At 68.1% G+C, this 20,142-nt stretch carries 17 protein-coding genes; 6 read left to right on the top strand and 11 right to left on the bottom strand.

Translation table 11 applies throughout. The annotated features are described in order from the left end of the window. Window positions 1-291: 291 nt before the first annotated feature. The 3 genes from OG329_RS18875 (at window position 292) to OG329_RS18885 (ending at window position 2,439) form a co-directional block, all read left to right on the top strand. Window positions 292-1,125 carry a PIG-L family deacetylase gene (locus OG329_RS18875; protein WP_405796574.1) on the top strand — a complete coding sequence of 278 codons (834 nt, stop codon included), beginning with the start codon at window positions 292-294 and terminating at the stop codon, window positions 1,123-1,125. Between the two features lie 113 nt (window positions 1,126-1,238). Then, window positions 1,239-1,583, top strand: a complete 345-nt coding sequence (locus OG329_RS18880) for a hypothetical protein (RefSeq protein ID WP_405796576.1) — start codon at window positions 1,239-1,241, stop codon at window positions 1,581-1,583. A 124-nt stretch (window positions 1,584-1,707) separates the two neighbouring features. Then, window positions 1,708-2,439, top strand: a complete 732-nt coding sequence (locus OG329_RS18885; RefSeq protein ID WP_405796578.1) for a hypothetical protein — start codon at window positions 1,708-1,710, stop codon at window positions 2,437-2,439. A gap of 430 nt (window positions 2,440-2,869) precedes the next feature. Here OG329_RS18885 and OG329_RS18890 read toward each other — a convergent pair whose 3' ends face one another. From OG329_RS18890 to OG329_RS18925, 8 genes are all read right to left on the bottom strand, one after another. Beyond that, a complete protein-coding gene (locus tag OG329_RS18890) occupies window positions 2,870-4,552 on the bottom strand; it encodes a serine/threonine-protein kinase (protein ID WP_405796580.1) in 1,683 nt (560 codons plus the stop codon). A 102-nt stretch (window positions 4,553-4,654) separates the two neighbouring features. Continuing rightward, on the bottom strand, window positions 4,655-5,374 hold the full coding sequence (locus OG329_RS18895; RefSeq protein WP_405796582.1) for a 3-keto-5-aminohexanoate cleavage protein: 720 nt from the start codon (window positions 5,372-5,374) through the stop codon (window positions 4,655-4,657). 82 nt (window positions 5,375-5,456) lie between these two features. After that, window positions 5,457-6,122 carry an RraA family protein gene (locus OG329_RS18900; RefSeq protein WP_405796583.1) on the bottom strand — a complete coding sequence of 222 codons (666 nt, stop codon included), beginning with the start codon at window positions 6,120-6,122 and terminating at the stop codon, window positions 5,457-5,459. Window positions 6,123-6,130: 8 nt separating this feature from the next. After that, complete coding sequence (locus tag OG329_RS18905) at window positions 6,131-6,952, bottom strand: carbon-nitrogen hydrolase family protein (RefSeq protein WP_405796584.1); 822 nt, start codon at window positions 6,950-6,952, stop codon at window positions 6,131-6,133. Between the two features lie 109 nt (window positions 6,953-7,061). Beyond that, window positions 7,062-8,186 carry an ABC transporter ATP-binding protein gene (locus OG329_RS18910; RefSeq protein ID WP_405796586.1) on the bottom strand — a complete coding sequence of 375 codons (1,125 nt, stop codon included), beginning with the start codon at window positions 8,184-8,186 and terminating at the stop codon, window positions 7,062-7,064. 1 nt (window position 8,187) lies between these two features. Then, complete coding sequence (locus OG329_RS18915; protein ID WP_405796587.1) at window positions 8,188-9,270, bottom strand: PotD/PotF family extracellular solute-binding protein; 1,083 nt, start codon at window positions 9,268-9,270, stop codon at window positions 8,188-8,190. A gap of 94 nt (window positions 9,271-9,364) precedes the next feature. Further along, entirely contained in the window at window positions 9,365-10,162 is a 798-nt protein-coding gene (locus tag OG329_RS18920) for an ABC transporter permease (protein WP_405796588.1), read from the bottom strand. Further along, window positions 10,159-11,088, bottom strand: a complete 930-nt coding sequence (locus tag OG329_RS18925; protein WP_405796590.1) for an ABC transporter permease — start codon at window positions 11,086-11,088, stop codon at window positions 10,159-10,161. Before OG329_RS18925 ends, OG329_RS18920 begins: the two co-directional genes overlap by 4 nt. A 205-nt stretch (window positions 11,089-11,293) precedes the next feature. Here OG329_RS18925 and OG329_RS18930 point away from each other — a divergent pair, with 205 nt between their 5' ends. Further along, entirely contained in the window at window positions 11,294-11,779 is a 486-nt protein-coding gene (locus OG329_RS18930) for an Lrp/AsnC family transcriptional regulator (RefSeq protein ID WP_405796592.1), read from the top strand. A 19-nt stretch (window positions 11,780-11,798) separates the two neighbouring features. Here the strand turns inward: OG329_RS18930 and OG329_RS18935 are convergent, their stop codons facing one another. Then, complete coding sequence (locus tag OG329_RS18935; RefSeq protein ID WP_405796594.1) at window positions 11,799-12,287, bottom strand: Lrp/AsnC family transcriptional regulator; 489 nt, start codon at window positions 12,285-12,287, stop codon at window positions 11,799-11,801. Between the two features lie 173 nt (window positions 12,288-12,460). Then, entirely contained in the window at window positions 12,461-14,008 is a 1,548-nt protein-coding gene (locus OG329_RS18940; protein ID WP_405801910.1) for an ATP-binding protein, read from the bottom strand. Window positions 14,009-14,448: 440 nt separating this feature from the next. Here OG329_RS18940 and pglX point away from each other — a divergent pair, with 440 nt between their 5' ends. Next, window positions 14,449-18,033, top strand: coding sequence for a BREX-2 system adenine-specific DNA-methyltransferase PglX (gene pglX, locus OG329_RS18945; protein ID WP_405796596.1), 3,585 nt, complete (start codon window positions 14,449-14,451; stop codon window positions 18,031-18,033). On the opposite strand, the gene OG329_RS18950 is transcribed toward pglX, so the two are convergent. Further along, on the bottom strand, window positions 18,028-18,978 hold the full coding sequence (locus OG329_RS18950) for a YhfZ family protein (RefSeq protein WP_405796598.1): 951 nt from the start codon (window positions 18,976-18,978) through the stop codon (window positions 18,028-18,030). The genes pglX and OG329_RS18950 overlap by 6 nt on opposite strands. Before the next feature lie 202 nt (window positions 18,979-19,180). On the opposite strand from OG329_RS18950, the gene OG329_RS18955 reads away from it, so the two are divergent. Next, complete coding sequence (locus tag OG329_RS18955) at window positions 19,181-20,089, top strand: hypothetical protein (protein WP_405796599.1); 909 nt, start codon at window positions 19,181-19,183, stop codon at window positions 20,087-20,089. Window positions 20,090-20,142: the final 53 nt, after the last annotated feature.

Here is a 20,142-nt window from a genome sequence, read left to right on the forward strand (position 1 = left end):
CATTAGCGGGCCCGTCACCGTAGCCTTTTAATCGACCGTGGGTAATGAATCGGGAATTACAGATTACGGGTTACGGAATACCGTACGTCGACTTGGTGAACGACGAGCCACCGGATGTCGGCGTAGGTCAAGCGGCCGTGCCGGGAACAGCCGGTCCGGTCGGCGCGGTTGCACCGACCGAGGGCCGGTGCGGTACGGGGGGACACGGCGACCGCGAGGTCGTCCGCCCCGTCAGGATCCGGGCCCCGGGACCGCGATCGCGGTACGCCATTTCTACCGAAGGACTCTTCAATGACTGACCGGCCCTTGACGCTCATGGCAGTACACGCCCACCCCGACGACGAGGCCACCGGAACCGGTGGAATCCTCGCGCGGTACGCGGCGGAAGGCATCCGCACCGTTCTCGTGACGTGTACCGACGGCAGTTGCGGTGACGGACCAGGGGGCGTGAAGCCGGGCGATCCCGGGCACGATCCGGCGGCCGTCGCCTCGATGCGCCGTCAGGAACTCGAGGCGAGCTGTGGCGTCCTGAAGGTCAGCGATCTGGAGACGCTGGACTACGCCGACTCCGGGATGGCCGGCTGGCCGAGCAACGACGCACCCGGATCCTTCTGGCAGACCCCCGTGGAGGAAGGCGCCGCCCGACTCGCGGAACTCATGCGGCAGTACCGGCCCGATGTGGTCGTCACCTACGACGAGAACGGCTTCTACGGCCACCCCGACCACATCCAGGCCCATCGCATCACCATGGCGGCGCTGGAGATGACCGCGCTGACACCGAAGGTGTACTGGACGACGATGCCGCGCTCGCTGATGCGGCGGTTCGAGGAGACCATGCGGGAGTTCGGGGAGGACATGCCGGAGCCGGACCCCGCCGAGGCCGAGGCGATGGCCGAGATCGGCCTGCCCGACGAGGAAATCACCACGTGGGTGGACACCACAGCGTTCAGCGGTCAGAAGTTCGACGCGCTGGCCGCGCACGCGAGTCAGGGCGAGAACATCTTCTTCCTCAAGATGGGCAAGGAGAGGTTCGGCGAGATGATGGGCGTGGAGACCTTCGTACGCGTCAAGGACGCCACCGACGCGGCCGTACCCGAGACGGATCTCTTCGCCGGACTGCGCTGATCGGCCCGCCCGTCTGCCCGAGTCGCCGGTCGGCGTACGACCCCTTGATCACGCACGTCCCGGAGTGAGCGGGCCGGCGCCTCACGTCGCGTCGCCGATCTGCTGATCGGCTCATGACATTCACGTCATTACCTGAGAAGCTTCGCGACATGTTCATGATCTTTGCGTCGCCCGCCGACGCCGACACCCCCACAGGGCTTCTGATATTTTTTGGCGCCTTCGGGGCCGCAGCGCTCGTCATGGGAGTGAGGTGGGCGTTCAACTTGCGTGGCGCGGTCGACTCGACCATGCGGCGCCTGCGTGCTGTTCTGGAGTTGAAGGGGCAACGGTCGGGCAACCTGAGCCTTGCGGACAACGATCCCATCGGGCCCTGGTTCTTTCGGATCATGGGAAGCGTCGTGGCCCTGGGAGGTCTCGGGATGTTGGCGTTGAGCTTGATCCTGAGCGCGGGTGTCTGAGCGTTCTTCATGGATCAGCGTCTCCTCGACCGCGGTCGGGAGATCCACGCCGGGCGACCGCCTCACCGTTGGGGCAGGCGTTTAATCGGATGTGCGTGCGGCGCGGGGTTGTTAGGTTCGCCGTGTGGCGAAGCTGAATCAGATCATCGCAGTCGAAAAGGGCGTCAAGTCCAAGGCCCTCCAGGAGCTGACCCAGGCTCACCAGGACGTGCAGAAGCCCGCCCTGCTGGCCGGCATCTCCCGGACCTACCAGCCGAAGGACGAGGAGGGCGAGCAACTGCCGCCCGAGTCCACGCGGGTGCAGATCAAGGCCGAGGACGCTCTGCGGGCGACCGCCGGGACGCTGACGCGCCTCTTCGACGTGACCGCGACGAAGGACTGGGCGAACCGGTCCGCGGTCGCGGACGTGGTGGTCGACGGTACGGTGCTGTTGCCCCAGGTGCCCGTCCCGTACCTGTTGTTCCTGGAGAAGCAACTCACCGACCTGCACACCTTCGTGCGCAAGCTGCCGGTGCTCGACGCCTCCGAGTCGTGGAACGTGGACCCCTCGACGGACTCGTGGAAGACGGACCCGGTGCGGACCATCCGTACGAAGAAGGTTCCGCGCAACCATGTGAAGGCCGAGGCCACGGAGAAGCACCCGGCGCAGGTCGAGGTGTACTACGAGGACGTACCGGTCGGCTACTGGACCACGGTGAAGTTCTCCGGCGCGCTGCCCGCCCGGCGGGTCAACGAGCTCCTCGACCGCGTCGAGAAGCTCCAGCAGTCCGTCAAGTTCGCCCGCGAGGAGGCGAACAACACCGAGGTCACCGACCAGCGGGTCGGCGACGCGGTATTCGGCTACCTCTTCAGGTAGCCCCCACATACGCCCTCCGTCGCGAGCGGAGGGTGCGCGATGAGCGCAAGCTGAAACTGATGTTGAAGCTGATGAAGGGGTGTCAGTTGGGGGTTCGAATCCCTCTCCCCGCACCACATGCGGGGGTGGCCCAAGCCTGGCAGAGGCGGCCCCGGTGAAACTCAGATTCTCGCTCCAGTCTCAGTATTCGCCGCCGAACACCGGATCGACCGAGCGTGGGCGAACATCGACGGATGGGGGTTCAATTCCCCCCGGCGCCTCTCTCATGGCGCTGTAGTTCAAAGGCAGAACACGTCGATCTCAACATGACCCGCGGTTCTTAAACGCCGCCGGTGTGCGCAAATGGGTGGCAAGCTGGAGCCCGGGAGCTGGACATGCTCCCGGGCTCCGTCACGTTCCGGCCTGCGGCCTGCGGCTTGTGGTCACGGCACTAGGCCGCGTCTCGCCAGATCGTCAATTCGCCCTGGAGGAAGGCGATGTCCGGCATCGCGGTCGACTTCGTCGTGATCACGAACAGCCCGATGTCTCCCGAAGCGCCCTTGACGCAGATCTCGCTGCCGTTCGCCGCGCCGGCGAGGGGGAGGCGGTGGTTCTTTCCCTCCTTGAGCAGGCGACGGCACTCTTCGAGGGTGCCGCCGGGTTTGCCGTACAACTGGAGGAACACGCTGGTGTCGCTCTCCAGTTGGCAGCCGATCGACTGGCAGGCGAAACGGATGTCCCCCGTGCGGCCTTTCACCTGCGCGTCCGGGTCTTTGAGGTTCACCGAGTTCTTCGTGTCCAGCATGACCAGGGGGTACGGCTCGGGCGTCGGCTCCTGAGGGGAGGCCGGTGAGGACGGCGAAGTCCCGGGCCCGGGTTCATCGGCGCCCAGAGCCGCCGAGTCCGGGGAGTCCCCCGAGTCCGAGGAGCCCGAGGAGCCCGCCGAGTCCGCCGAGTCCGCCGAGTCCGCCGACGACTCTCGCGCGGAATCCGACGGCTGTTCCGACGACCCCGTGGCGGAGGCCGACGAGCCGGTCTTGTCCTGCTGATCGCGCTGGCCCTTCCCGTCCATGACCCACCAGGTCAGAGCCGATACCAGCAGCGCGACCCCCGTCAGACCGACCGCCGCGACCAGTCTGCGCCCGCCACGCCCGCCACGCGCCTTCGGCTCCTGCCGCGTCGGTGGCAGCCACCCGATCAATGGCTGCGGCTGTGCCGGGGTGGGGTCGGGCACCGGGGGCGGAACCACGACCTCCGGGCCGCTGATCTCCCGCCACACGGCCGGCGCCCCGCCCGCGTCGGCGTCCGCTCCCAACCGCTGCCGGCACCACTCCACGATCTCTCCCGGAGTGGCCCGCTCCGCCGGATCGGCGGCCAGGATCCGGGCGAACAGCGGACGCAAAGGCTCGGGCAGCAGGGACAGTTCAGGGCCGGAATGCACAATCCGGTACAGCACGTCGACGCCCGCGCCATCGCCGTAGAGCGGCCTGCCCAGCGCCGCGAACGCCGCCGTCTGGGCCAGGGCGAAGACATCGGTCGCCGCCGTGACCTCTGCTCCCGACGCCTGCTCCGGGGCCATGTACGCGGGCGTGCCGATCGTGTGTCCCGTCGCGGTGTACGAGGTTCCGTCGACGGCCAGTGCGATGCCGAAGTCGATCACGCGCGGTCCGTCTGCGGCCAGCAGTACGTTCGACGGCTTCAGATCCCGGTGCACGATGCCCTCGGCGTGGATGGCCTCCAGCGCCTCGGCCATCCCCGCCATCAGCCACAGCACGGCGGGCACCGACAGCGGACCGCGCCGGGCCACGGCCTCCGACAGGGACGGGCCGGGTACGTACAGCGTGGCCAGCCAGGGCGGTACGCCATCGGCGTCGGCGTCGATCAACTCGGCGGTGTACGCCCCACGGACCCGCTGGGCCGCTCTGATCTCCCGGCCGAACCGCCGCCGGAAGTCCGGGTCGTCCGCCAGTTCCGGCCGTACCACCTTGATCGCCACGGGCCGGCCGCCCGGGGTGTGCGAGAGGTAGACCCGGCCCATGCCGCCCGCGCCCAGCCGGGCGGCGAGCCGGTAGCCCGCCACCACGGACGGGTCGGCTGCCTGAAGTGGCTGGAAGACGTCCGTCGCATCACTCATCGGCCCACTCCCCCACTTTGATGCACTGGCCAACAACAGCAGCCTAAGGGGAGGGGGAGGCGGCCGGGGACAGTGGTGCCGGTCGCGCCACCCTCCAAGGGGTCAGCCGACGGCCAGGGCGCGGGCCGCGCGGATCAGCGCCGCGTTGTCGGGGGCTTCCGTGCCGTCGGGGAGGTCGGTGCCGTCCTCGAAGCCGACCCGGGTCTCGTGACCGTCCTCGATCGCCGCCCGTACCAGGGGCCATACCGTCGGGCCGTCGCCGTGGTAGAGCAGTGGGCAGGTCACCCCCGACTCCTGGATCCGCGCCGCCATCGCGCGGGCCGCCGCGACCGCCGCCGCCGGGTCCTCCTCCAGGGGCTCGATGAGGATACGGACGTTGTCGAGCAGCGTCGGTGACGCCAGCAGCGCGGGGACGTCGTCCATCGTCCACACCGCGCTCTCCAGGACCATGCCGCGTGCCACGACCAGCTCCGCCGTCCGCGCGGCGTCCTCTTCGCTGAAGGCCACGGACGCGAAGTCGGGCAGCGACTCCCATGAGCTGACCAGTTGGTAGCGTTCCGCCGGGCCCGAGCAGGTCCACAGGCCCGTCGTGGTGCCGACGACGGCGTCCGGTGCGACCTCGCGGATCGCGGACAGCACCTCGGACAGGGCCTCGGGCCGGATGGTCTGCCCGCCGTCCGGGGTGCGGACGTGGAAGTGGACGACGTCCGCCCCGGCCGTGAGTACGGCGAGGGTGTCGGCGGCGATCTGCGCGGCGGTGACCGGGACGGTGGGCCGCTCCGCTTGCGAACGCCCGCCGTTGACGGCGGCTTTGAGGAACACGATGGACCTTTCGGATGGTGGGCGCGGCGCGTGTGTGCGCAGCGCGACAGTGATACGGAGCGGGTGGGCGGACGAGCGGGTGTCAGGTCAGGCGCTGAAGGGTCTCGGTGGCGCCCGTCAGCGAACCCAGCGGCTTGCCCTGCCACAGCTCGGCCACGAGGGCCGGTTCCTCCGCGTCGTCGGCCAGCGCCTCGTCGACGACGGCGGCGAGCCGCGCCGCGGACGCGATGATCACGCCGTTGGCGTCGCCCAGGACGATGTCACCGGCCTGGACCGGGACGCCGCCGCAGACGACCGGCGCGCACAGCGAGCCGTCCGCGATCCCGTGCAGCTTGGTGGTCAGAGCCGTACGCCCGTACGCGTACACCGGCAGCCCCACGGCCCGCAGCGCCTCGATGTCGGTGCACAGACCGTCCACGACCGCGCCCGCCGCGCCACGCGAGGCGAGCGCGTTGACGACGACCTCGCCCAGTGGGGCGTGCCGCCGGTCGCCGCCGCAGTCGACCACGATCACGTCACCCGGCCCGACCAGCCCGGCGGCGTGATGCAGCATCGTGGAGTCCGTGGCGGTGATCCGTACGGTGACGGCCCGTCCGACGACCCGGTCGGTGCCCGCCTGCCGTTGGAGCCGCGGATCGCAGAAACCCTCCTCCAGGTAGTGGCCGAGGGTGGGGAAGTCCACCTTGCGCAGTCTGTCGGCCAACTCCGCGTCGAGCGGGGCGGGCAGGTCATGTATCTCGATGGGCATGGCGGGGGCTACCTCGGTCCGATGATGATGCGGCGGTTGCGGAGCACGGGAAGGACCGTGCGGGCCCGGTCGATCCGTTCCTTGTCGGCGTCCACGACGAGCATCGAGCGCTCCTCCTCGCCGAGCGAGGCCCGTACGACGCCGAGCGGGTCGACGGCCATGCTCATCCCGATGCAGTCGGGCGTGGTCAGCGACGACGCCACCACCCAGCAGGTGTTCTCGATGGCACGGGTACGCAGCAGCGTCACCCAGTGGTCCTCCTTGAGCGGGCCCTTGACCCACGCCGCCGACACCGACAGCAGGTCGGCGCCCATCTCCACCAGGGACCGGGTGAACTCCGGGAAGCGGACGTCGTAGCAGTTCACCAGGCCGACGTTGAAGTCACCGATCCGGACGACGACGGGGCCGGTGTCGCCGCGCTGGACCCGGCGGGACTCCTTGTAGTCGAACGCGTCGTACAGATGCATCTTGCGGTAGAGACCAAGGACCTCACCGGTCGCGTCGACGGCGGCGATCGTGTTGTACGGGAGCGCCGTACCGCTGTCCTCGTAGCCGGCGGCGATGATCGCGATGCCGTGGGTGGACGCGATGCGGGTGATGCCCTCGATGAACGCGGGCCAGTGGGTCCGGGCGAGTTCATGGAGCGGGGTCGGCGCGGACCCGGTGGCGGCCGAGGGGGGCTCGGCGGCGTCCGAGGGGAGCATCGACTCCTCGGGGAAGACGATGAGTTCGGCGCCGGACTCGACGGCGTCGCGGGTCATCTCCTCGATGACCGTGAGATTGGCCGCCGCGTCGGCGGTCGGTGCGAACTGGGCTGCGGCGACCTTCACGGTCGGATCTCCTTGGTACGAAGGGTCGGTACGGACTCGGACGGCGGGGGCGGCGCGGACGGCGCGGGCGCGCTCATTCGGCCGGGCACGCCCATTCGGCCGGGCGCGCTCATTCGGCCAGCACCCGGGAGTGCGAGGGGTGCCATCCGGCGACCACCTGCTGACCGACCGCGAGCCCGCTCACGTCCGCGCCCCGTGCCTCGGCGATCAGTTCGCCGCCACCGCCCGTGAGCGTGAGGTGGTAGCGGGTGGCGTTGCCGAGGTAGACGATCTCCTGGAGGACGGCGCCCACCAGGACCGGACAGTCGGCCGGTTCCTCGGGCGCGGGGGCGAGGCGGACGTTCTCCGGGCGGACGGCCAGATGTACCCGGCTGCCGTCGGGCTGTCCGTGGCCGTCGGGGACCGCGATGTTCCCCAGCCCGTCCACTCCCAGGCGCCCGCCGCCGAGCGTGCCGGTGAGGAAGTTGGACGTACCGATGAAGTCGGCGACGAACCGGGTCGCGGGGCGCTCGTAGATCGCCTCGGGTGTGTCCACCTGGAGCACCCGGCCGCCGTCCATGACCGCGATGCGGTCGGACATGGTCAGCGCCTCCTCCTGGTCGTGGGTGACCGTGACGAAGGTGACCCCCACTTCGCGCTGGATCTTCTTCAGCTCCAGTTGCATCTCGGCCCGCAGCTTCTGGTCGAGCGCACCGAGCGGTTCGTCCAGGAGCAGCAGGGAGGGCCGGCCGATCAGCGCCCGCGCGATGGCGACCCGCTGCCGCTGACCGCCGGAGAGCTGGGCGATGGACCGCTCCCCGTACCCCTCCAGGCGTACGAGGGCGAGCGCTTCGCGCACGGCGGTCGCGATCTCCGCCTTGGGCAGGGACCTGCGGACCTTCAGTTCGAAGGCCACGTTCTGGCGGACATCGAGGTGCGGGAACAGCGCGTAGCTCTGGAAGAGCATGTTGAGGTCCCGCTTGTGCGGCGGCACGCCTGTCGCCGGGACGCCGCCCAGCTCGACGGTGCCCTCGGTGGGCGACTCGAAGCCGGTGATCATCCGCATGAGCGTGGTCTTGCCGCAGCCCGAGGGGCCGAGGATCGAGAAGAACTCGTTGCGTTCGATGTCGAGGGTGACGTCCTGGACGGCCCAGGCGTCGCCGAACGCCTTACCGACACCGGTCAGCCGGACGGCGGGCGCCGTGGATTCGGTCCGGTGCTGCGGTTCCTTGAGCGGGACTGTCGGGACTGTCATGTCAGGACGCCTTCACCTTGGTCCAGCCCTGCTGGAAGTACTTCATCGCGGCGCCCGGGTCGAGCAGGAAGTCCGCGTTCTTGATGGCCTCGTCGGAGGCGTAGATCGCCGGGTTGTCCAGCGCCTTCTTGTCCTTGATGTGGTCCCAGGCCTTGGCGTTGGTGCTGGCGCTGCCGCCGTCGTCGGTGGCCATGGCGGCGATCTCGGGGCGCAGCGTGAAGTTGATGAACTCGTAGGCCGCGTCCGTGTTCTTCGCGCCCTGCGGTATGGCGAGCCCGTCCGTCCAGATGGAACCGCCCTCCTCGGGGATGACGTAGTGGACGTTCTTGTTGGCGGCGACGACCTTCGCCATCCCCGTACCGCTCCACGCCTGGGCCGCGCACGCCTGGCCGGTGGACAGGAGCTGGGCGAAGTTGGTGGAGTTGTAACCCGCGAGGAGCTTCTTCTGGTCCTCGAGTGCCTTCGTCGCGGCCTTGATCTCGCCCTCGTCGGTGCTGGTGGCGCGGGCGCCGGTGACCTGGAGACCCGCGATGTAGGCGGCCAGCATGTTGTCCAGCATGTAGACCTTGCCCTGGTACTTCTTGTCGAACAGGGTCTTCCAACTGGTCGCCGACGGCACGCACTTGTCGTTGTACGCGAGGCCCGTCGTGCCCCAGATCCACGGGACGCTGTACTTGTTCCCGGGGTCGTAGGACGGGTCGCGGAATTTCTCCGCGAGGTTGTCCAGGCCCTTGATCCGGGCGTGGTCGAGAGGCTGGATCAGCTTCTGGCCGACCAACTGCTGCACGGTGTACTGGCTGGGCTCCACCAGGTCGTATCCGGCCGAGCCGGAGCTGAGCTTGGCGGTCATGGTCTCGTTGCTGTCGAAGGTGTCGAGGGTGACCTTGATCCCTGTCTCCGCCTCGAACTTCTTCATCACCGACTCGGGGATCTCATCGGCCCAGGCGTAGATGTTCAGCGTCTTCCCGCCGCCCCCGCCGGAACCCGACGCGGAGTCGGAGTCGCCGCAACTGGTCGCGACGAGTGCGGTGACGGTGGTGACGGAGATGGCGAGGACGGTTCTGGAGACTCTTCGCGTACGCATGAGGGTGTGCCTTTCACGGGTCGGTCGGGAAGTTCGGGGAGTACGAGGAGTACGAGGAGTACGGGGAGTACGGGGCCCAGTCGAGCTAGTCGCGCTAGTCGCGCTTGCCGCCCACGAGCACCTGTCGCATCTGGCGCAGCCCCACGCCGAGGATGATCAGCAGGGTGAAGAGCACGAGCAGCGTGCCCAGTGCGTTGATCTCGGGCGTCAGACCGCCCTTGAGCATCGAGTACACGCGCAGCGGCAGCGTGGTGGAGCCGATGCCGTTGGTGAAGGTCGACATCACGATGTTGCCGAAGGAGATGGTGAAGCAGAGCAGCCAGGCGGCGAGCAGCGGCTGTCGCAGCAACGGCAGGGTGACCCGCCTGAACGCCTGCCAGGGGTTGCAGCCGAGATCGGTCGCGGCCTCCCCGAGCGAGCCGTCGAGCGCGTTGTACGCGCCGAGGACGATGAGCGACGCGTACGGCAGGGTCACCACCAGATGACCGAGTACGAGGGTCGTCATCCCCAGGTCCACGCCCATCGTGCCGAACACCGAGAGCATGGCCACGCCGAGCACGATCTCCGGGATGATCAGCGGCAGGAACAGCCCGCCGGAGAACACGGCCTTCCAGCGGTTCGCGAGGCGGGCCATGCCCATCGCGGAGAGCAGGCCGCACACGGTGGCGAGGGTCGCGGAGACCAGGGCGACCTCGGCGCTGACCCGCAGCGCGGCCAGCAGGTCGGTGTTGTCGGCGAGCGTCCCGTACCAGCGGGTGGAGAACCCCGCCCATTTGTAGGTGACTTCGGAGTCGTTGAACGAGAGCACCACGACGGCGACGATCGGGATGTAGAGGAAGGCGATGACGCCCCGGGCCAGCCAGGCCGTGACGGTGTCGAGCGCGTGCTTCATGCGGTCTTCCTCCTCAGCCGCCGGGCGGCCAGTCCGAAGGCCACCATCGAAGCCACCATCAGGACCAGGAGGACCACGGAGGCCGCGGCGCCCATGGGCTGGTTACGGAACTCGGTGTAGAGGGTGACGATCAGATTGCCGACCAACTGGTCCCGTCCCCCGCCGAGCAGCACGGGGATGACGAAGACGCCGAGGGTCGGGATGAAGGTGAGCAGCGCCGCCGCGAGCATGCCCGGCCGGGCGATCGGCAGCAGCACCCGCGTATGCACCCGCCACCAGCCGCAGCCGAGGTCGCGGGCGGCCTCGCCGAGCGAGTTGTCGACGCCGCGCAGCGAGGCGTAGATCGGGAAGATCGCGGTCGGCAGGAACGCGTACACCAGCCCGACGAACGACGCCCCCTGACTCGGTATCCACTGGGTGGGACCGTCGGTGAACCCGATGGCGTCGGTGAGGCTGTTGACCGGCCCGCCGGGGCTCAGCAGGTTGATCCACGCGAACGTCCGGACCAGGAAGTCCGTCCAGAACGGCACGATGATCAGCAGCAGGAGCAGCATCTGGCGCTGCTGGCTGCGACCGGCGAGGTAGTACGAGACGACGTAGCCGAGGAGGAGACAGACGACGGTGTTCAGGGCCGCCATGCCGAGGCTGTAGCCGAACACCTTCAGGTAGACCGGTTCGAGCAGGTCCCGGTAGTTCGCCAGGGTGTAGCCGCCCTGGACACCGCCGTACACGTCGGCGGAGGCGAAGCTGTTGCGCACCACGAGGACCAGCGGCACGAGGACCAGGCCGAGCACCGTGATCCCGGCCGGCGCGAGCAGCGCCGCGGTGACCGCGCCCCGGCGAGGGGAGCGGGGTGCCGAGCGTGGTGCGGCTCGCGCCGGGGCGTCCAGAGACGGAGGCCGGTCGGGCTGAACGGTCGTTTCCATACGCTGTTCTCCTCGGTCCGGGTGGGACGCCGATGGAGAACAGCGTCGGTTATCGGCCACCGGCCGGATAGATGAACGGGAAACGAAATCCGTGGAATACGCTGCCTGATTCCACGGATCTCGTGGTCGGCGAACGCCTCGAAGCCCGAGCTTGACATGCCGGGGATGATGAGAGTGTGTGGCGGTCTCTTCCTGGAGGTGTGTGGTGATCGACGACCTGGATCGGCAGATCATCGACCAGCTCCGCGTGGACGGCCGCCGTTCCTTCGCGGAGATCGGACGTACCGTCGGCCTCTCCGAGGCATCCGTGCGAGCCCGCTACCAGCGGCTCCAGCGCAAGGGTGTGCTTCAGGTGGTGGGCATGACGGACGCGGTACGGATGGGCGAGATGGAGGTCCATCTCGCGCTACGGGTCCACCACATCCCTGTCGCGCTGGTGGCCCGCGAGCTGTCCCGGATGCCGGAGATCCGGTATGTGGCGTCGTGCGTGGGGCCGTACGACCTGATCGCGGACGTGCGCTGCCGCAACCTCGAACACCTCGCGGAGCTTCTGACCGAGCGGGTGCGCCGGGTCAACGGGGTGGCCCACGCGGAGGCGCTGACCGTGCTGGAGGTCATCAAGGACACCTATCTGTGGGCCGGTTTCCGGGAGGTCCCGGTGCGCCCGGGGGAACGGATCATCCCGAGCTGACGCGTCCGCCGGACAGGCCCTAGAGCTGGCCCTGGCCCTGGTCCTCGGAGATGCTCTGGCCCACGGCGCTGGCCAGCCCGCTCCATGAGTAGTCCTTGAACAGTTCGAGCAACAACAGCACCTGGATCCGGGACACCCCCGGCAGCATCCGGATGTCGTCCATCAGTTGCACCAGTTGGGCCTGGTCCCGGCAGGTGCCCTCGAGGAAGATGTCCTGGCTGCCCGCGCAGAGCGCGACATGGTTGATCATCGGCATCCCGGACAGCGACTTCGCCACCGCGCGCGGGGTCAGATCCCGTACGCGGATCATCAGCCGTACGGACTGATGCCCCAGGGCCAGCGGGTCGCACAGCGCCACGATCCGCAGCATGTCGCTGGCCTGGAGCCGGGCGATCCGCTGCCGTACGGTCGCCTCGGAGACGCCCAGTTTCCGGGCGAGTCCGGTGTAGGAACTCCGACCGTCCCTGGTGAGGGCTTCCACGAGGCCGCGGTCTATGTCGTCGAGCATGTGTTCAACCATGACATACCCCGCGCATGAGGCGGCGGGCGGCCGATTCGGGCATCAGAGGCGACATAGGACGGGCAGGCAGAGGTCCTTCCACCCGTCCAGGAAGAGGAAGTCGACCGGCCGTCGCACCGCGGCGAGCGTCTGTCCCGGGCTTTGTCGTCGTCTGGATCCGATCAGGTATCGCGTGCCCGTTCCGTGCCGGACGCTCGGTCAATGGGTGCTGCCCGGAACGGTCCGCCGTAGAGTTCGTCAAGGCCGATGAGCAGCACATCGTCCCCGTCTCCTGCCTCACGCGCCACCTCGCTTCTCAGCGAGTCGCTGAAGCCGGCCCCGCTGAAGCAGGCGAGCTGACAGCGGCTGGTGTCCATACCGCGCGCGGTGAGGACTTCCCTCGCCCGGGCCAGTCGCTCCAAGTGGCTCAGCCCCATGACGGTGCCCCACTTCACCTCGCCGAGCAGATGGACCGCCTGCTTCCTACCGCCGGCTCCCGGTTCGACCACGGCCACGTCGATCTGCGTCTGCCGCCGTGCCACCGGGTCTGTCACCACACCGCTGCCCACCTCCCCCAACGCCGAGCGAAGCAGGGCCCTGCCCGGTCCGAGTATGTATTCGCGGCACACCGTCTCGAAGTGCGGTCCGACCACCTGCGCCGCGAAGCGTTCCGCGGAATGCGCCCACACCTCCCGAGCCTGTCCGCTTTCCAGTCGCGCCCAGGCGGGTCGCATCACCACCTCGTAAAAATTGATCAGCGGCTCGGTGACTCTGTACACGGACTTCCCCGCTCGGAAGATGTCCGCTTCCCTTGCCAGCAGGTGGCTGTCCTCCAGGACGTGCAGAGGGTGTGAGATGTCCACCGACTTACGGCCGATGTATCCCGCGATCCCGCCCCGCGTGGAATTCCCCTGGGCCACCGCGGCAAGGACCGAGTGATACAGGGACGTGTCCCGGATGTCCGCCTCCTCGGCAAGCAGGTACCGAGCCTCCCGGAAGAGTGGGCTGAAGGGCGAGAGGACCGTACTGCAGATCCAGCCGTCGAACTCCTCCAGTCTGCTGGGGACGTCGTCGCCGAGGAATTGCCGGCGGTACGCGGGCGTGCCGCCGACCACCGCGTGCAGACGGGCCGCGAGCGCCGGAACGTCGGCGACTTCCCAGAAATCTGCGGCCGACCGGTATCCGAAGGGCCGTACGACGAGCTCCAATTGCGCGCGCCCCCGCAAAGGCGCGGTACTTGCGAGCAGTCCGCCCATGACAGACATCGCCGACCCGCACAGAAGAAGTCTCATCCGGCTCTCCTCCACTTGAAACCGGTCGACCTCCCTCTGGATTATCGATGGAAGTTCCGGGGCGGTCTTCGCGAGATACGGAAATTCATCGATCACCGCAAGCAGGGGCTCGCGCGAATTCCGCGGCGCGGCCAGCCCGAACAGGAAGGAGATCGCGTCGTCCCACGTGGCGAAAGCGAAAGGAGCCGGCGACCCCACGTGATCGGCGAGAGCCGCGGCGAACTGACGCAGGGATTCCGCCTCCGTCGCCGCGGTGGCTCCGAAGTAGAAGCCACCCTGCTGCTCCACCAGGGCGCGCAGCAGGTAGGTCTTCCCCATCCGTCGCCTACCGCTGACGATCCCGAGCATCGCATGGGGCCTCGTCCGGCAGGCAAAAGCCGCGAGAGCATCCCACTCGGCGTGCCGATCGAAGACATGGGCCGGCTTGCCCGAACGCATGGAAGCAGACACCGAGGACACTCCTTAGATATAGACTCCTAAGGAGTGTACCCCTTAGGGATCCATGCCACTCAGTCAGAAAGAGCCGATCGCGCATAGAAGCCGAGGCTCGCGACGCCCAGGAACACCACACCCCCCTTCCCCAGCGAAGCCGCCGCCCCCTGCCCCAACTCCCGGAAGATCGCAAACGTGGCGACGGCGCCGACTGCCGCAGAAAGACAAATCAACGCAAACCAGAGCCCTCTGTGGCTCGAACTGTCCGCACTCACGGAACCAACCTCTCTCCCGGGGGCCGGCGGCAGCCCGCTCGCCACACACGTCCAGCCCAGAGCGGCAACCGGTCGACCGCCGCGCCTTGAGCGTAGAGGGCGCACCCAACACTCTCAAGTATTTATGGCTGGTAGCCTCGACCGTACGGGTCGGCCCCAACGGAAGCCGCCATGGATCGACCGAACGGAAAGCTGCCAGTGATCTCCAGCGAGCACCTCTGCCGGGACCTGCGCGTGCTGATGACGGGCCTCAGAAGCGATCTGCTGAAACGCGCTCAGGAGAGCGCCACCGCCACCGCTCTCGACAGCGCCTTCCCGCGCGCGCGGGAAGAGCGGACGACATCGGCAACCCGCGAAGCGTGGCGGGACGAACAGATCGGCCGCGCGGCTGCGTCCTGGCTTCTGGCCCTGACGATGATCAGGTTCTGCGAGGACAATGGGATGCTCGACGCTCCTGCCCTGCTGGCCGCCGGGGAGTCGCAGGACGGCTCGCCCCTCTCCGAGACACCGGCACAGGAGTCCGTGTTCCGTCTGCTGGAGCGGGTTCGTTCGCTGCCCGTCATGGGGCACGTGCTCAGCTCGCACAGCAACCCGCTGTGGCAGATCGCCCCCAGCGACCAAGCTCTTCGGACGCTTCAGGAGTTCTGGCTCCGCAGATCCCCGGAAGGTTCTCTTGAGCACGACTTCACGGACGAGACCCGCGATACGAGATTCCTGCAAGACCTCTACGCGGCCCTCGACGAACAGGCGACGAAGTCATACGGACTGGTCGCGACGCCGGACTTCGTGGCCGATATGGTCATCAATCTCGCGGTCGAACCGGCTGTCGCGGAGTTCGGCCTGCCGGGGTTGCGGACTGTCGACCCCGCCTGCGGCTCAGGAACTTTCCTGTTGGGCGTCTTCAGCCGACTCTTCCAGTTGTGGACCGACGCCGAGCCGGACATGAGCCCCTGGCAGCGGGCAGGACGAGCACTGCGGTCCGTCCACGGGGTCGACATCGACCCATGCGCGGTGACCATCGCGCGGTTCCGGCTTCTGGTAGCCGCCATGAACGCCACCGGCGAACGGCGTCTGAGCACGGTCCCCGACGTGCCCGTAGTCGTCGCGGTGGGAGACTCCCTCCTCCAGGGAAGGGGCGCTCCGCACGTCGTGGACCTCGCCCGGGAGGAACCGTCACCGATCTCCCCGAGGGCAGAATTCTCCGACTTTTCGCGCCGCTACGACCTGCTCGGCCGCGCTTCCTATCACGCCGTGGCGTTCAATCCCTCGTATCTCACAGTCAAGGACAAGGCACTCTCCGCGCTGTACCACGACGCCTATCAAAGTTGCAGGGGGAAGTACGCGCTCACCGCGCCTTTCACCGAGCTTGCCTTCGAACTCGCGGCGGCAGGGAAGAGCAGCGGGTATGTGGGGCTTCTGATGTCCAACTCGTTCATGAAACGAGAATTCGGTCGACCACTCATCGAACGTGTGCTGTCCAAGGTCGAAGTCTCCCGGATCATCGATACGTCCGGCGCCTACCTTCCTGGGCACGGCACACCGACCCTCGTACTCATCGGGCGCAATCGTGAACCAGATCCGCAGGTGCCTGTGTACCTGGTGGTGACCAAAGAGGGGGAGCCCGAGATGCCGGCGGTGCCGAGCGAAGGCATCGTGTGGCAGTCTCTCGACGACATGTCAGGTGTGTCCGCCGCCACCGAAAATCGCTGGGCCAAGTCCTTCTTCCAGCAGCGAAGTGAGCTGGCCACTTTTCCCTGGAGCCTGACTGACCCGACCAGCAGCGATCTGCTACGTCGAATGGAGCGGGGGGAACGGCTCGGCACACACGTGGCCCGCATCGGCTATCAAGCCGCCACGGGATCCGATGACGTCTTCTGCGCCCCGCTCCAGTCGTTCACACGATCCGGTGCCGAGTGGGAAGCCTGCGCACCGGTGCTGACCGGGTCGGGCATTCGTGACTGGGCTGTACGCAGCGAATCCGCCGCGTTTCTCCCCCGCGTGCAGCGTGGGGACGGCGACCGGTCCGAGGCAATTGATCTGTCGCGTTTCCCCGGTCATCACCGACGCCTGCGGCCCTACTGGTCGGTGCTCGTCGACCGTCCCGGCATCAAGAACTCCGCTCCTTGGTACGACTGGCACCAGATCGCGTCGAACCGGGGCCTGCATCCTTGGTCGATCGCTTTCCCCTGGGTGGCGACCCACCCCCACTTCGGTCTGCTGAAGGACCCGCAGGTGGTCCCGCTGAACTCGGCACCCGTACTGAAGCTCTCGTCCTCCGCTTCGGAGGACGACCACCTCCGTCTGCTCGGTGTGCTCAACAGCTCGGCTGCTTGTTTCTGGCTCAAGCACATGAGTCAGAACAAGGGCGAGCCCAGAGCCGGCCAACTCCGGGGCGGCGAGGCATGGGAAAAGATCTTTGAGTTCACCTCGACGCGCCTGCACGACCTGCCTCTGCCCGCCGGCTTCCCCCTCGAACACACCGTGCTGCTCGACGCGATGGCGACCAGCCTCACGGAGCTGTCATCGCCGCTCACCGATACGAACGTGCCTCTGGACCAGAAATTCTTCGAGTCCGCGGAGTACCGGTGGGCCTCGCTCCATTCCCGGATGGTCGCCGTGCAGGAGGAGCTCGACTGGCGGGTTTACGAGTTGTACGAACTGCTCCCCGGTGACCGCGACTTGGTCTCTCCGCTGACCGAGACACCACCGATCGAGGCGGGCCAGCGGGCGTTCGAGATCGTGCTGGCCCGCAAGGTCCAAGAGGGTCTGGCCTCCACTATGTGGTTCGAACGTCACGGAGCGACCCCCACGACCGAAATCCCCCCCCACTGGCCCAGCGCTTATCGGGATCTCGTACAACACCGCATCGAGGCCATCGAACAGCACGCTCCCTTGGCACTGTTGGAGCAGCCGGAGCACAAACGCCGTTGGTCGGCCCCCGGTTGGCACCACTTCCTGCGAGTGGGACTGCGGGACCGCATGCTCGATCGGTGCGAGGGCCGAGACCTGTGGTTCGAGACGACGAAGGGAGAGCTTCGTCCTGTCGCACGCACTGTGGAGCAATTGGCCAAGTTGCTCGAGCTCGATGCGGAGTTCGTCATGCTCGCCGCTCGTCTCTCACCCGGCAGCCGAATCCTGGACGTCGTGCGGAACCTGCTCGATGACACGCATGTACCCGCGGCGCCACCCCTGCGGTACCGGGAGACCGGCCTGTCGAAACGGCGCGACTGGGAAGCGGTGTGGGAGCGCCAATGGGCGTCGGGTCAAGGGGGACAGGAGACAGCCGACCGGCGAGAGCAGGTCGGCGCCGCACGTTCTGTACCGCCTCGCTTCACGGCCGCCGACTTCGTCAAACCCTCCTACTGGCGACAACGCGGCAAGCTCGACGTTCCCAATGAACGTTTCACGTCTTTCCTGTCGCCCGTTCCCTCGCTGTCCCCGACCACGGTCCTGGGATGGGCGGGATGGGACGCCCATGAACTCGCTCAGGTGCTGCTCGATCTGCTCGAATCCGGTTCACAGCCCGACACCAGTGCTACCGAATCGGCGTTTCCGCTGCTCACAGCGGTACAAGATGCCCTGCGCCGGGCACGGCGGACTGAGACGGACCTCGGGCAGACCGAACAACCAGGCGCCTACCAGCAGTACGAAGAAGCCTTCCGCCGTCACATGGAGCGTCTTGGAACTTCGCAGGCGGAGATCGCCGGTTGGAGGCCCCCCGCGCCGAGAAGGGGACGTCCACGAAAAGGCTCATGACGTCGCGGAGTCGGCGACGCGGCGCTGCGTCTCGGTGAGGGTGGGCAGGTCGATCGCGGACAGGACCGACGTGAGTTCGCCGCGCTGTGGCCAGCCGACGAGCGCGGCGGCCGACAGGTCGCGCCAGGGGGTGGTGGTGGGCAGGTCCTCGAGGTCGGTGCAGCTCAGGCCCGCCAGGTCGAGGGGGATGACGGTGTGGCTGAGGTGCCAGATACCGACGTCGACCTGGCTGCGCAGCACCGCCGCCGGGACCTCGGGGAATTTGCAGGGCACGTAGACGTATCCGCGGTCGGGCGGATAGGCGGATTCCGTCAGCAGGACGTGGTCGGGTGAGTCGTGGTCGATGGCGACCCGCGCGCCAGGACCGGGTTCCGGGCCGGCCGTCCTGGTGACCGAGACGAGCCGGCGCGGCGCGTAGTACGTACCCGGGGGCAGGACGAGCGTCGGTGCCGCCTCCAGTTGGCGGGCCGCGGCGCCGAGTGTGCCCGCCGAGACCACCGCGAGGTCGTAGTCCCCGGCGACGATGGCGTCGATACGGCGTGCGCCGCCCCGCTGGTGGTGAACGGTGTGCGGGACGCCCCGGGCGGTCAGCTCACCCGCCAGAGCCTCGGTGAGTACGTCGATCTCCACCGGCCCGACGGGCGGGAACAGCAGCCGCAGCGGTGTGAGCCCCGCCAGGTGCCAGGCCGCGCCGATGTCGAGCGAGTCCAGGGTGCGTCCGAGATGGCCTCGCGAGGTCACCGTGAGTGCCTGCTGGTCGGCGAGGAGCTTCATCGCGCGCTGGACCGTTCCGGCGCTGGCGCCCAGCGCGTGCAAGTAGTGGCTGTTGGTCGGCAGCGTCGCCCCGACACCGGCCCGGAGCGCGTCGAGGACGATCGCTTTCACGGCCTGGTCCAGCGGGCGCTGCGCCGCCGGGGGCGTGAGAGGACCGGTCCGGTCGCTCACAGACAGCCCCTCTTCCTCTTCCCGTCCACTGCGCGGTGCTCACCCGGGCTCACCTGGGCGAACCCGGTGGATCAGGTTACAGGAACCCATTGACACCGCTCGGGCGCCACCGTACCGTCGCTCCAAAATTAGAGTACTCCAAAAATGGAGTAACCTTGGAGCGCGGCGTGGGGTGAACGTCGCCTTTCGGACGGGAAGACGGATGAACCTCACGCTGGAGTCAATCGCCGCCGCCGCGGCAGGCGGTCTGTTCGCCGCCTCCATCGGCGCGCTGGCGGCGTTCGTGCTGTGCGGGCTGGCGATTCTGGTCGGTATCGGAGCCGTGATCGGGGCCGGGAACCCCTGGTTCCTGGAGCATGTCGCTCTCGGCGAGTGGTTCGGCCCGCACATCGCCTTCGCCGGCGCGATCGCCGCCGTGGCGTACGCGGCCCGCCGGGGCAAGACCGACAGCGGTCGCGACATCGTGTCCGGAATGGTCGGTACGGCGGACCCGATGACCCTGGTCGTCGGCGCGGCCTTCGGTGTGTTCGGCCTGCTCGCGCAGACCGCCATGAACCAGAGCGACTGGATGCTCACGTACACCAACACCACGGCCATCACCGTGGCCCTGTCGGCCGTCGTCGTCCGCCTCGTCTTCGGGCGGACCGGGCTGTTCGGTACGACGGACGCCACCGGACTGCGGGCCAGACTCACCACCACCGACAAGGCGGTGTGGCTCAAGTGGCAGGAGACACCGCTGATGAGCGGTCTGCTCGGCCTCGGCGTCGGATTCGTCGCCTCCTGGTCGGCGGTCGCCCTGGTGAAGACCGACCCGGCGCTCGGTGTCGCGGCCGGGGTCCTGGCCTTCGGTGTCTCCGCCCTGTCCCTGATCTTCCTGGCCACGCCCGTCGCCGTACCGGTGACGCACCACATCACCGCGGTCGCCGCGGCGGCCGGCCTGGCGTTCTCCTCGGTGTGGATCGGCGCGCTGGCCGGGCTGGTGACCGCGCTCGTCGGCGAGGTGGCTTCCCGGCTGTTCCTCATCCACGGCGACACCCATATTGACCCGCCGGCGGTGGCGATCGCCGTCATGACCCCGGTCGCCCTCACCACGGCAGCCGTACTGACGTGATAGCCCGGTCCAGAGCCCGGCCCGGGGCACAACTCATCAGAAGAAGGACAAAG

This window comes from Streptomyces sp. NBC_01506 (genome assembly GCF_045040295.1).
GTDB lineage: Bacteria > Actinomycetota > Actinomycetes > Streptomycetales > Streptomycetaceae > Streptomyces.